The organism is Acinetobacter vivianii (assembly GCF_014635885.1).
In the GTDB taxonomy this organism is placed as follows: Bacteria; Pseudomonadota; Gammaproteobacteria; order Pseudomonadales; family Moraxellaceae; genus Acinetobacter; species Acinetobacter vivianii.
The window spans coordinates 40,590-52,926 of record NZ_BMDR01000002.1 but is presented as its reverse complement, the minus strand read 5'-3'; the positions used below and the strand labels follow the sequence as shown (position 1 = coordinate 52,926).

Sequence of the window (12,337 nt, the reverse complement as noted above, 5' to 3'; positions counted from 1 at the left end):
TTAAACCTCAAAGGCTTTCTCTTGCGCCACGCCATCACGGCAATACTCAGCCAGAGTACTTAAACGGCGCTTGGCATTTTTATGAATTGGATTATGATCATCCCATGCATACCCCGCCAAAAGTGAGGAAATCATACGGCGAATTCCTTCATTTTGATGCGTTGCAAATACCACATCCTGAAATTCACCTTCATACCACGACTCCACATAAGCACGGAACACCTGAATGCCTTTACGTAAAGGCATTTCATATTCCTGCATCCAGTCCACTGCTTCACCTTGCAACATACGGTCAAGCAAAGGAATCGCCAGACTGGAAGATTTCAGTGCAATGGTTACGCCCGAAGAAAATACCGGATCAAGAAACTCTCCCGCATTGCCGAGTAAAGCATAATTACGTCCTGCCAAATGTTTTACATTGGCGGAGTAACCGACCAAAGTACGCACTGGTGTATCAAATTTTGCTTGCTGTAATACCGCAGATAAAGCGGGATCATCAGCCAGAATGCGTTTCAATAATGCTTCTGGCTCATTTTGTGTCGCATCTTCCACATGATAATGGTCAAAGAAATCCTGTTCTGCCACCACACCAAATGATGCGCGACCATCCGCAAAAGGAATCAGCCAGTACCATGCACGGCGATCTTTTTCATGGACCGTAATCAGAATTTTCTCACGATCGAAATCGGCACGGTCACCAATACCATCTTCAATATGGGTAAATAAGGCGCGACGAACAGGAAAATTTGACGGACTTTCTAATTCTAGAAACTTCGGTAAGATGCGCCCGAATCCACTGGCATCCAATAAAAATCTGGCCTGAATTTGATAGTGTTGTTGTGCTTCATCCATCACTGTCAAAACTGGATGTTCGGCCTCAACATCAACTGCAATCACTTCATGTCCAAAGCGTATATCAGCACCATAGTGCTGTGCCTGCCGAGCCAGTAAATGGTCAAAATCAGCACGGCGAACTTGCCACGTTGTACCAGGACCTTCACTAAACTTCTCAGTGAAATCATAGTGACTGCGTTTATTACCACATAGAAATGCAGCACCATTTTTAAATTGGAAAGCATGCTCTTCAACATGCGCACGCACCGTTTCCAATAGCCCCGCTTCTTCCAGAAACACCATGCATTGTGGCAATAAAGATTCACCAATCGAAAAGCGTGGAAAATATTGCTTCTCAATCACCGTCACGGCATAGCCTTTTTGACGAAGCAAAGCTGCGGCTGAACTGCCCGAAGGCCCAGCGCCTATAATCACCACATCTGTGTGTTGTAAAGTACTCATCTCACCCCCTAAAACTTAAATCTTCTAATGCTCTTGTAAGTTCACAATATGTTTTTGATCTGCTGGTGTAAGCAATGTCGCATAAATAAATGAAAAGATGACGCCCAATAAAACAGTTAAACCGAAACAATGAATTGCATAGGTATGACTTAATGATAATAAACCAAAGCCCAATAAGGTCGACATCATACACAAAAACAGGGCCATGCCAACGATCTGGGGATGATCATGTCCATGTCGATAGAAAATCGCATAATCCACGCCAATCCCGATAATCAGGAAAGTTCCCATGATACTAAACAGGTTAATTTCCACGCCTAACCATGCCTGAATCGCAAACGTCGTCAATAACGCCAAACTGACCGGTAGAACCAGCGGCAGGATTGAACGCTTGCCATAGATGATACCCAACCCGATAGCCAAGCTCAGCAAAGCATAAATCAGTAAGTGCTGGGCTTGCTGGCGATGCTGTGCAAAAGCATGCGAAAGCGTACTGACCGGTTGCTGAAAATCAATATGGGACGATTCCAGTTGCTGCAATATATCGACCTGTTTCACCCCACTGACCATGACCAGACGTTCAGTGGGATTAGGCTGTAAAAATGCCAATGGATGCTGCTGAAAAACCTGTTGTGTTAATAACGGTTGCTGCTGCAATTGCTGTTGCCACTGCTGCACATCTGCAAACTTTAAACCCATGCTTTCTGCATAGTTTTTCAGTGCCGTTGCTGGAATTTGCTGAAGCAATTTCACATTTTGCTGTTGCTGAGCGAATGGTGGAATCCATTGTCCCAAAGCCTGAAAGGTTTCAATCTGGCCTTGCGCCTGCAAGTGTTGCAGTTGCTGAACTAATTTTGACTCCTGTTGTTCAAGCTCAGCAGTCGAGTTTGCCCGCACCACAAAATAATCGCTACTTTGCTGTTGCCCAAATAGAGAACGAATATACTGATCTTCCTGTTTCAGCTTGCTGTCCATGCTTTGCAAATTACGAATATCATCATTCGCTTGCAAAGCGAATAGACTGACACCACCGATCACCAGAATAGTTAAAATAAAGCCATAACGAACTTTCTGATGTTGCTGGAACCATTGTCTCACCTGCCCGATCCAGACCAGACGGCGAATTGCAGGCTGTGCATTTAAAGGCGGTAAGCGTGGCAATAACAAGACACTGGTGATCCAAGCCGCAACCAGACCGACAATCGAAAAGACTGCAATTTGTCTAAAGGCAGGAAATGGCGTGAAACTTAGAAAAATATAAGCCACCACCGTTGTCATTAAGCCCATAAACAAGCTGGGTAACAACGGTGTTAGAATTTTAAAGCCATCCAGCTGACGGTGCTGGGATTGCATCGCCATAAAATAGAAAGAAAAATCGACACAGACCCCGATTAAACTTGCCCCAAACACCAGCGTCATCAGGTGAATTTCTCCAAACACCAAATGAGTGACTGCAAATGCCAGCAAGCTGCCTGTTGATACAGCGATAAATTCAGTGATGAGTGGACGAAATGAACGGAAACCGAACCAGACCAATAAAATTAATCCAAACGTCGAGCCTAACCCAATGGTTGAAATTTCCTGTTTCGCAGACTGCGTGCCGAAATTAGAAAATAAAATGGTTCCAGTCCAATGTGACGTTACTTTGAGCTGTGCAAGCTGTGGTTTTAGCTGTTCAATCCAGCCTGTGACCTGTTCCTGATAATCGATGTTATAAGGACTGTTCTTTAATTCCAATACCAATAAACGGGATATTTTATGCTCATCATGAATCGTGGCGAATCCGTCTTCCAGCTCAATATGACTTCCCGCCTGATTTACCACATTTAACATATAACGTGGAAATAACAGCAACGGATCCTGCTGCAATGAGGTCGCAGTAATCGGCATGCCGACACTCATGAGTTGCATCAAGCTTTGCTCAGTGAGTGCTTCATAATCCTGTTGCTGTAAAAACTGCCGATCTTGCTGGCTCAGTAAGCCTGCTCGATGCTGATATAACTGTTTGGAAAATTGTTCTAAATCGAGTTGTGGCTTAAGCGGCTGCCATAAATCACTGTGTTGCAGTTTCTGCTGGAACAGTTGAGTCGCTTGCGCTAAGGCCTGTTGATCTGAGCTCTCTAAAACGACAAAAACTTTCTCATTCAGTTGATCGCTTATATATTTCTGAGTTTGCGCGAGTTCAGGATTTTGCTGTGTTTCAGGCAACAAAGCAAAAATATTGGTCTGGATATGAATATCCTTTTTCAACCATGCGACTGCAAGCGCAAGTCCAACAATGGTTAAAAGAACTAACCAGATGGCAGTAAATTTATTTTGCCAATTGGAAAAGCGCATCTTCAGCAGCCGTGAGTTGGTTCGGTTGAGTATTTTGATTACGGAATAAAATCGTGGTGCTGTTATTGCCCTGTTCCTGAATCACGATTTTATTCACATATTGCTGTCCTTGTGCATCTATTCGCACAAACAGCTTTTTAAATAATCCTGATTTAGGTGTTAGAGCAACGTTCCAGCCTGTTGGTCGATAATCCGCTGAAACGACATTAAAATTCTTTGCCAGTGCCTTTTCATCACCAGACATCAACTGTAAAAATAAAGTTGCAACCGAACTATAAGGTGACTGATCAATCTGAATCTGGCTATAGGTTCTCTGTGTTTTCTGGACGAGTTTCTTTTGCGTAACGATCAGATCTGCCTGAACAGGACGCTTAATTTGCCACAGCACGCCATTAGATTTGGCAAAGGTCAAGGCACCATTAGAAGTAAAGGTTTTATTCAAACTGGCGAGTTTCTTTTGCTGCTCAAAATCAGCACGTACGATGTCACTTTTAGACAGCTGCTTAAAAATCGAAGATACCTGTTCAGTATTGGCAGAAGCAGCCACACTGAAACTGAGCAACAAACTCCAAACAACACTGTGCAGTGCTAACCAGTGACGTTTTTGCAGCAGGCGCTGTAAGATATCCGAGAGCAGATTAATCATGATGATGCTCCTTAAATGCATCCCAGGCATTCAAACAGTCCAGTAAAACTTGCGGTGACTGGAAACACATTTCACGATTGGCAATGTTCACTGCAACTTGTGTGGTATAACCCTTGGTTAAACGGCGTCCGGTTTCTGCATCTAGAATCAAATACTCGATTTTTAAACGATTTTCCCATTCTTTTAAAATGGCACGGACTTTGATTTTCTGTTCAAACTCAATGCCCTGTACATAACGCACATGACTTTCAATCACGGGCCATGCATAGCCTGATGCTCTCATCTGGTTGTAGTTATAATTAAACTGTTCCAGCAACTTACAACGGGCGATTTCAAAATACTTTAAATAATGTCCATGCCAGACCACATTCATGGTATCGACATCATGAAAAGGAATCTCAATGATTACATCTGCCTGCATTGTGCGCTCCTATGCCTTTTCCTGAAACTGATTGAACAATTCAAAGTTGTCGAAACGATCAATGATTTGTTGTAATTCAGTTTGTAATGGGCGGTCTTCTTCAAGTAATGCAAAACTTTGTAAGGTCCATTCGACAAAGGCTTTTAAACTTGGACTGAGTTGTGAGACCACACCTTTTAAATGCACCGCCTGTACACTAGCACAGCATAAAGCCGCCAAAACCTGCTGAGTCAAAGTAATCACACGAGTTGCATCCCGTGCTGCAATGGTGCCCATACTCACTTTGTCCTGATTATGGCATTCGGTAGAACGAGAAAAAATAGAGGCCGCTAAAGTATGCTTCAATGCTTCGGCAGTCCAAGCTGACACCCCGATTTGTACCGCTTTAAAACCATGATTTAGTGGCAAGCGGTCTGCACCAGAGCCTGTCAGATTACGCGGCAATCCATGATTCATTTTATGATCAACCAGTTGTGCAATTTGGCGATCCATTAGATCCGCAATATTGGCAATCATGATCTTTAAACTGTCCATGGCCTGTGCAATATGCCCGCCATAGAAGTGTCCACCATGCAGTACCCGTAAGTTCACAGGATCAATCAACGGGTTATCGTTACTTGAATTTAATTCATTTTCAATAAACTGGCGCAACCATGTTTTTGAATCTTCAAACACCCCAATAATATGCGGTGCACAACGTAAGGAATAACGATCCTGCAAACGTGGACTTTGATGCGCTGTTTGGACTTCACTATTCAGCCATTCACGTAGTTGCTGTGCAATCAGCTGCTGCCCCTGATGAGGCTTTTGTGCAAATAAGACTTCATCAAAATGACTTGGATTCCCTTCAAGTGCCAGTACATTTAAGGCTGTAATCAAAGTACTTGCCAATGCCACCTGTTCAGCCTTTTTATAGTTTAAGCAAGCAATCGCCGTCATCACAGCGGTACCATTCATCAGTGCCAACCCTTCTTTCGGGCGCAAGATGAGCGGCTGAATTCCTTTCTCGGCATAGACTTGGGCGATCGGCACAACTTTATCTTGTGCATAGACATCCCGCTCGCCGACCAAAGCACCAGCAATATAAGATAAAGGGGTCAAATCACCACTTGCGCCGACAGAACCTTCTGATGGAATCACAGGAATGATATTTTCATTGAGCATCCAGACCAGACGCTCCAGCAAGGCCAAAGAGACACCTGAATAACCACGCGCCAATGAGCAAAGACGTGTGATCACAACCGCACGTGCAGTGATCAAGTCCAGATTTTCACCCAAACCACAGCCATGAAAACGAGACAAATGCAAAGGCAGTTCATTGACTTGATGCATGGGAATTTCAACCAGACAGGAATCGCCATAACCCGTGGTTACACCATAAATCACACCTTCATCAAGCAAGAGTTGATCTAAAAAGTCAGCCCCGCGCTGAATCAATTCACACCAAGCCGTTGACGTAGGTAAAGCCACTTGCATCTCTTGGCGGGCAACAGCCACCACATCTTCGATACTCAGCGCTTGTTCCCCTACAATCAGAACAGGCTTGACCCTTGCTTCAATTTGACTTGCATTCACGTTATTTTGTCCAAAACTGATAAAAATTAAACCATTGATACGGTGCACGTAAGCAATGCTGTTCTAATACGGTGACATAGGATTGTGTGATGTGTTGCATACTGCTTAAACGGGTTTTACGCGGTAAATCGACCTGTTCAGCAATCAAATGAATATGCACCTGAAAGTTTTGCTGGGCACGATAACAAAACACAGCCAGCACAGGCACTTTGAGTAAATTTGCCAGAATCCATGCACCTTGAGGTAGAGCCGCTTCTCGACCTAAAAACTGTACGCTTTGCACACGATCTGATTGCACAGGGACACGATCTGCGGCCACGATGACCCACTCACCTTGCTGCATTTTTTCCTGCAACAATATCGCGGTTTCAATTCCCAGTTCATCGACAGAAATTAAATTCACATCGGCTTTATCATTAATTTTTTTTAAAAACTGGTTAAATTGAGACGCGTGTTTTTGATAGACCAGCACGTTAATTTTTTGTGGATGTTCAGACTTTATCGCACGCAACAATTCAATATTGCCAAAATGCGACACCACAATAATCGTACCTTTCTGATAATACTGCTGAAAATGCTCATGCCCGAATAGCTGTAATTTTTGTTCAGGAATATGACCTAACCAGCCTTCAATTTTATCTAAAATGCATTCGCCGAATTGCATAAAATGCGTATAGCTATTGGTCCAGTTCGGCATCGCTTCAAACGGCGATTGTGTGCCTGCAAACTGATGCAAACGTTGTAAATATTGCAGCGATGCCTTACGTGCAGTCACGGCAAAGAGCCAATACCACATGATAATAAAGTACAGCACGACACGGCATAACCAGCGCCCGCCACAACGATAAAAACCAAGCATGAGCATCAAGGGTAAAAGCCCGCCACGCTCTTTAATATCGTGCCAAGTGCGATCTGTTCTGTGCTGTACCATAGAATCAGTCAGCCTTGATCTTATGCCAGACTAATTTAGGCAACCGAATCAGCATGCCAGCAAATAGCCTTGCATGGGCTTTGCTTAAACCGAGATTATCCCGCCACACATTAAAATGAGAAATGCCATGTTCAGGATAAATCACCTTGGTCGGTACATTTACAAACTGGATATTTTCCCACTTTAACCGTACCAGAATCTCACTATCAAAGCCCATTCGCGGCTGGAATCGAGCTGTGTTCAGGATCGGTATTGTTTGTGCCAATGGATAGATGCGGAAACCGCACATACTGTCTTTAATCTCAAAAGACAGGCTATTCAGCCAGACCCAGAAGTGTGTGACATAACGGCCATAGAGGCGCTTTTTCGGTACAGAAGCATCAAAAACAGGTTGCCCAATTACCATCGCCTGTGGATGCTGTTGCGATAACGCAATAAATTTCGCCACATCGTCCCAACAATGCTGACCATCTGCATCGATCTGCAATACATGGCTCATGCCCAGTTGTGCTGCATGTTGCAGGCCCGTGATCACGGCTTGGCCTTTGCCTAAATTTTCTGGATGCTCAACCAAATCGACCAAAGCATTGTGTTGTGCCAGTTGATGCAGAATCGCTGTACAGGCAGCATCACTGCCATCATTAACCAAGATGATCGGATACTGGAACTGGGATAAATGCTGCACCAGATCAGCCAGATAATGCGGATGATTATAAACAGGAATCACAATGCTATATGTCAACATAACTGCCCTAGACCTCATCAACGGCAAACGAAAGACGACCAGAAGCCAGAGTCTGTTCTGCGGCAGTCATTTCAAAGCTAATTTTATGCTGTTTTCGCGTTAATTTTAATTGTATCACCGCATAAGGACGTATCAGGTTCTGGAACTTGATCTGCTCCAAGCCCTGACACTCATTTAAGTCAGACCAACTGTTCTTGGCAAACTGTTGAATAAAACTGATCTGCCCAACCCCAGGATAAATCGGTTGATTCGGAAAATGTCCTTTAAAGCATTCCAGTTCAGGAGGGAACTCGAGTAAAAGATATTGCTCATCCTGCACCTGCCACTGTGATAAAACCACGGGTTGTAGCATTGGTGCAAAGAGCGCTTTTAAATAGTTTTTATCTCGTTTTGACTGCGCATTTTGTGGAATCTGACTGAGGAAACGCCATTGTCTTGGAATCGCAATGGTTTCAAGCTGAAACTGGAGTTGCTGCTTTAACTTCTTCACAAATGTAGCTTTACCCAGTTCAATCAGTTGCTGCTGAGCCGCTGGTGTAAGCACCACAATGCACGCCAGAATTTGGCGATTCTGATGTTCCGTCACCAAGGCATGACTTTGTTCAACCTCAACCAAAGTATTGATCTGCTGTTCAATGGCATCCAGACTTAAACGCTTTTCTTCGAGCTTGATAATCCGATCCAGTCGCCCCAATAATTTAAATTGCTTCAGATTGATATCGATCCATTCAGCAGCATCCCCAGTGATGATCCAGCCAGACTCACCGGCATGGTGACTCTGCACCATAAGCTGCGTAGTTGCTGAAATCTGAATCTCGACATTATCAAATGCTGTCCACGCGGCCTCATCCTGATGACGGTGTGCGATGCCCCCCGTTTCAGAGCTACCCAGAACTTCCACAATCGGCACATTCAGATGCGGACGAATACCTGCATCCAGTTTTCCACCTGAGCTAAAGATCATTTCACAATGTCTTAAGGCTAAATCCTGACTCCAACGTTTTAATAGCGCAGGACTTGAGATCACATAATTCGTCCAACCCGCTTGAGCTAAACGCTGCTGTGCCTGAATAACATCTTCTGGGAAAGCCAGTTGCATATTGAAAAAAGGACGGCCCGTTGCTAACGGTAAAAGCAACTTAAACAATAATCCATAGATATGTTGGTGGCTGACCGTCGCAATCGCAGCACTTTTTTCATTGAGCTGGAAACTGCTGGCCAAGCCTGAAACTTCATTTAAAAGCTGCTTTAAGGTACGCTCAATCTTTTTTGGTTCCCCTGTTGAACCAGAGGTAAAAAATATCACTTCCGCCTGATTGAGGAATTCATCCTGTTGTAATCTGATCAGGTTCGCTTCATATTCACTGCATTTTAAAGACGCATGAACAGGTTGACGCTCAAGAAAATGGATATCTTGCTGTAAAAATTGTTGCTCTAAATCACGCACTCGATGCGGCGGTAAAATAATTTTTTTGTTCGCGAGCAAGCCTGCAAAAAACAGAACACTAAATTGGTAACTGTCCTGCTCCCATAACGCCCAGATCTGTTGAGGTAAATTTTGAAAAGCCGCTGTCTGTTCAGCAACATCTTGCCAAAAGTCCGCATAAGAAATGGTTTTAAATTCAGCGCTAATACAAAACGTTTTCGCTGAATCGGTATCGTTATAAAAGAAGATAGGCATAGTATTTTAAGATATTGTTTGATTTAAACGTTGATGTCTTTTGCGCAAGATAAACTCACCCAATAATAAAATTCCCATCAAAACGTAAGAGATAAAACCATTATAGATCACCCAAAACTTCATTGGCGCAAAGCAGGTTGCCAATGCAATCAGGGCATTGATACTAAAAAATATACACCAGACCACAGTCACTTTACGTGTCCACTGTACCCCCGATGCAGGTAAATCAGGTTCCATCAGACGGGCAAAACGCTCAATCATGGAAGGTGGCTTATATAATGTCAGGGCAAAGATAAGCAAAGCGCCCAAACTCATTCCAACAGGATAAAGCTTAAGCCAGGCATGATCTTTTAAAATCAGACTCAAACCACCACAAATAATGGCCAGTCCAGTCAAAGGTAACATCAAGTCTTTTTTCGCACTGACTAAACGAAGTATACCCAGAACGACGAGTAAACCACTGACCCAGAGAAACTGACCATGCGATAGACTCCATCCGACAATAAAGGGGTATAACACAAAAAATGTGATCACGCCCCCTCTGAACAGATGTTTCATTCAGCCGTCATATTCTGAATGACAACAACCACATCTTGTACTGTTCTGACGGCCTTAAAGTCTTCTGGCTTCACTTGCTTGCCAGTCAGTTCTTTAATTTTCACCACTAAATCCACGGCATCAATACTGTCGACGTCAAGATCTTCATATAAATTTGAATCAAGCTGAATATCGTCAGGCTCAATTTCAAATAAATCCTGCATCCATTCTCTTAATTTTGCCAGCACCTGTTCTTGAGTTAACATCGATCTACTCCTTAAACTGCTTGCTGTGCTTCAACCAAAGCCACCAGACTTTGAACTGATTTAAAATGTTGTTTGGTCTCATCTGACTCAGCATTCAAATGAATGTTGTAACGCTTTTTCAATGCCAAGCCCAACTCTAGAGCATCAATTGAGTCTAAACCCAAACCCTCACCAAAAAGTGGAGCGTCGGTTTCAATATCACTGATGCTAATATCCTCAAGTGCGAGAACATCAATAATCATTTGCTTTAATTCATCAGCAAGATTGCTCATTTTTAGATAACTCATCATTAAAAATTTGATAAAACTGTTGATTCAACTGACGTACCTGCTTAGGGCTAACGTCTGAATCCGCTAATAGGTCTTTGACCTCAATTGCATCGAGTACCTTAATTTCAATATGAAAGGGTTGCGCAGGCACATGATACCATTTTTCATTTTTGGTTAAGGTCGATGGTGTACAACGTATCAACACTGGACGCACTGGCACATTGGCACGGATGGCAATATTTGCAGCACCGCGTTGAAACTCATTCAGAGATTCGCCTTTTTCCGTGCGGGTCCCTTCAGGAAAAATCAACAATGAAGCTGCGCCCTGCTCTTTTAAGCGAACTACGCAATCCTCAATAAACTGCTGCGAACCTGCATTTAGAATATAACCTGCGCTACGGACTGGCCCACGCGTAAAGGGATTTGACCATAATGATTGCTTAACCACACAATTGGCTTGTTGCATCAGACCAATCATTACCACCACATCAATCAGAGTTGGATGATTGGCAATCACCAGTTCTTGGCGGCTATTTTGTAATTTTTCCAGCCCTTCTACCGAATAGGTCATGACGCCTAACTTAACCATCATTTCGGTAAAGCCTTTAAAGCTATAACGAATCACTTGCTGCGCACGTTGCTGGCGGATTTGTGGATCACGGCTGGTCACATGAACCAAAGGCGCAACCAATGTTGCAATGCCGATACCGCCTGCACCAAAACTTGCAAAGCTAAATCCTGTGGCGGCAACACGCCAAAAATAATTGGTTTTTTGTTTGATCTGCTTGAGCTTTAACATTTTTTCCATCTCACTACAGACGGTTTTTCTTCTACAGATTGCCAAAATTGGTAAAAAGCCAAACTTTCCATGTGCTCTGAACCAGATAATGCAAGAATCTCTAAATTAGGCTCTTCCAGACTCACAACCGTTGCCAACGAAAATGCTGGAAAATCAGATGCATCACTGTAGAGATCAGGTAAAGCTTGATCATAAGCCACCACCAAAACACGCTTTACTTTGATGCTGGATTTTAAAATGGCATAGGCTTCGATCAAGGCTTCGGTCCATTCACAACTCAGGCTTGTAGAAGGTGTATCGTCCTGACACAAAATCGAATATAAGCCTGCAATCGCATTATGGACAGAGGTTGAAAATTGTGTAGGTGATGGTGTTTGTTCTTGTAATACATCTTTTAGAATATCTAAAGTTTTTTGCTCATCCCCGTATTTTGAAACCCAGACGATATAATCTGCATGCTTGCCTGCCAAAGCGGTTAATGCGCCATGGAGAGCCATTTTTGCCAATGGAGATAAACGGCGACGTTGCATTGCAGGAATAGCCTCTAGTGCAGCATAGTTTTGCTGTGCATAGGTAAGCTGAGGCTGCGTTAGATGTAATTTAAACATGCAATGCACAATCCAATCTGGTTTAAAAAATAGACAATTTAAGGAAATTTTGCGGTGGCATTATAGCACTAGCACGAAATTTAACAAAAAATTTATTTCCATTATATTTCAATTACTTACATTAAAATACTTATTGTCAATTTTATCTAAAGCCAAGCTAAACAAAAAATCTGATTATTAATATTTATTAATAAAACAATAGAACCAAAAAAGCCCAAAGCAAACT

13 protein-coding genes are annotated in these 12,337 nt (G+C 43.1%); all 13 read right to left on the bottom strand.

Annotation, left to right across the window (positions count from 1 at the left end; translation table 11 throughout):
• The 13 genes from IEV36_RS03985 to IEV36_RS03925 are packed head-to-tail and all read right to left on the bottom strand — an operon-like array spanning window position 1 to window position 12,111.
• Window positions 1–1,296, bottom strand: a complete 1,296-nt coding sequence (locus IEV36_RS03985; protein WP_005259632.1) for an NAD(P)/FAD-dependent oxidoreductase — start codon at window positions 1,294–1,296, stop codon at window positions 1–3.
• Window positions 1,297–1,320: 24 nt separating this feature from the next.
• Window positions 1,321–3,633 (bottom strand): MMPL family transporter, encoded by a 2,313-nt coding sequence (locus IEV36_RS03980; RefSeq protein ID WP_005259634.1) that lies wholly within the window; start codon window positions 3,631–3,633, stop codon window positions 1,321–1,323.
• The gene (locus IEV36_RS03975) at window positions 3,608–4,279 is read right to left on the bottom strand and encodes a LolA family protein (protein ID WP_005259635.1); all 672 of its coding nucleotides are present in this window, start codon (window positions 4,277–4,279) and stop codon (window positions 3,608–3,610) included. The genes IEV36_RS03980 and IEV36_RS03975 overlap by 26 nt, the downstream gene beginning before the upstream one ends.
• The gene (locus tag IEV36_RS03970; protein ID WP_004775601.1) at window positions 4,272–4,700 is read right to left on the bottom strand and encodes an acyl-CoA thioesterase; all 429 of its coding nucleotides are present in this window, start codon (window positions 4,698–4,700) and stop codon (window positions 4,272–4,274) included. Before IEV36_RS03970 ends, IEV36_RS03975 begins: the two co-directional genes overlap by 8 nt.
• Before the next feature lie 9 nt (window positions 4,701–4,709).
• Complete coding sequence (locus IEV36_RS03965; protein WP_005259636.1) at window positions 4,710–6,275, bottom strand: HAL/PAL/TAL family ammonia-lyase; 1,566 nt, start codon at window positions 6,273–6,275, stop codon at window positions 4,710–4,712.
• Between the two features lies 1 nt (window position 6,276).
• Complete coding sequence (locus IEV36_RS03960; RefSeq protein ID WP_005259637.1) at window positions 6,277–7,206, bottom strand: lysophospholipid acyltransferase family protein; 930 nt, start codon at window positions 7,204–7,206, stop codon at window positions 6,277–6,279.
• Between the two features lie 4 nt (window positions 7,207–7,210).
• The gene (locus IEV36_RS03955) at window positions 7,211–7,951 is read right to left on the bottom strand and encodes a glycosyltransferase family 2 protein (protein WP_005259638.1); all 741 of its coding nucleotides are present in this window, start codon (window positions 7,949–7,951) and stop codon (window positions 7,211–7,213) included.
• 7 nt (window positions 7,952–7,958) lie between these two features.
• A complete protein-coding gene (locus IEV36_RS03950; RefSeq protein WP_005259639.1) occupies window positions 7,959–9,632 on the bottom strand; it encodes an ApeI family dehydratase in 1,674 nt (557 codons plus the stop codon).
• A gap of 6 nt (window positions 9,633–9,638) precedes the next feature.
• Window positions 9,639–10,190: a COG4648 family protein gene (locus tag IEV36_RS03945; RefSeq protein ID WP_005259640.1), complete on the bottom strand. Its 552-nt coding sequence runs from the start codon at window positions 10,188–10,190 to the stop codon at window positions 9,639–9,641.
• The gene (locus IEV36_RS03940) at window positions 10,187–10,435 is read right to left on the bottom strand and encodes an acyl carrier protein (protein ID WP_005193178.1); all 249 of its coding nucleotides are present in this window, start codon (window positions 10,433–10,435) and stop codon (window positions 10,187–10,189) included. Before IEV36_RS03940 ends, IEV36_RS03945 begins: the two co-directional genes overlap by 4 nt.
• A gap of 11 nt (window positions 10,436–10,446) precedes the next feature.
• A complete protein-coding gene (locus tag IEV36_RS03935; RefSeq protein WP_004775609.1) occupies window positions 10,447–10,707 on the bottom strand; it encodes a phosphopantetheine-binding protein in 261 nt (86 codons plus the stop codon).
• A complete protein-coding gene (locus IEV36_RS03930) occupies window positions 10,691–11,512 on the bottom strand; it encodes a lysophospholipid acyltransferase family protein (protein ID WP_139126642.1) in 822 nt (273 codons plus the stop codon). Before IEV36_RS03930 ends, IEV36_RS03935 begins: the two co-directional genes overlap by 17 nt.
• Window positions 11,497–12,111: a beta-ketoacyl synthase chain length factor gene (locus IEV36_RS03925; RefSeq protein ID WP_005259642.1), complete on the bottom strand. Its 615-nt coding sequence runs from the start codon at window positions 12,109–12,111 to the stop codon at window positions 11,497–11,499. Before IEV36_RS03925 ends, IEV36_RS03930 begins: the two co-directional genes overlap by 16 nt.
• Window positions 12,112–12,337 lie beyond the last annotated feature (226 nt).

Excerpts from the sequence above, each read along its gene's own strand:
- IEV36_RS03985 (WP_005259632.1), bottom strand. The coding sequence starts at position 1,296 with ATGAGTACTTTACAACACACAGATGTGGTGATTATAGGCGCTGGGCCT.
- IEV36_RS03980 (WP_005259634.1), bottom strand. The coding sequence starts at position 3,633 with ATGCGCTTTTCCAATTGGCAAAATAAATTTACTGCCATCTGGTTAGTT.
- IEV36_RS03975 (WP_005259635.1), bottom strand. The coding sequence starts at position 4,279 with ATGATTAATCTGCTCTCGGATATCTTACAGCGCCTGCTGCAAAAACGT.
- IEV36_RS03970 (WP_004775601.1), bottom strand. The coding sequence starts at position 4,700 with ATGCAGGCAGATGTAATCATTGAGATTCCTTTTCATGATGTCGATACC.
- IEV36_RS03960 (WP_005259637.1), bottom strand. The coding sequence starts at position 7,206 with ATGGTACAGCACAGAACAGATCGCACTTGGCACGATATTAAAGAGCGT.
- IEV36_RS03955 (WP_005259638.1), bottom strand. The coding sequence starts at position 7,951 with ATGTTGACATATAGCATTGTGATTCCTGTTTATAATCATCCGCATTAT.
- IEV36_RS03950 (WP_005259639.1), bottom strand. The coding sequence starts at position 9,632 with ATGCCTATCTTCTTTTATAACGATACCGATTCAGCGAAAACGTTTTGT.
- IEV36_RS03945 (WP_005259640.1), bottom strand. The coding sequence starts at position 10,190 with ATGAAACATCTGTTCAGAGGGGGCGTGATCACATTTTTTGTGTTATAC.
- IEV36_RS03940 (WP_005193178.1), bottom strand. The coding sequence starts at position 10,435 with ATGTTAACTCAAGAACAGGTGCTGGCAAAATTAAGAGAATGGATGCAG.
- IEV36_RS03935 (WP_004775609.1), bottom strand. The coding sequence starts at position 10,707 with ATGAGCAATCTTGCTGATGAATTAAAGCAAATGATTATTGATGTTCTC.
- IEV36_RS03930 (WP_139126642.1), bottom strand. The coding sequence starts at position 11,512 with ATGGAAAAAATGTTAAAGCTCAAGCAGATCAAACAAAAAACCAATTAT.
- IEV36_RS03925 (WP_005259642.1), bottom strand. The coding sequence starts at position 12,111 with ATGTTTAAATTACATCTAACGCAGCCTCAGCTTACCTATGCACAGCAA.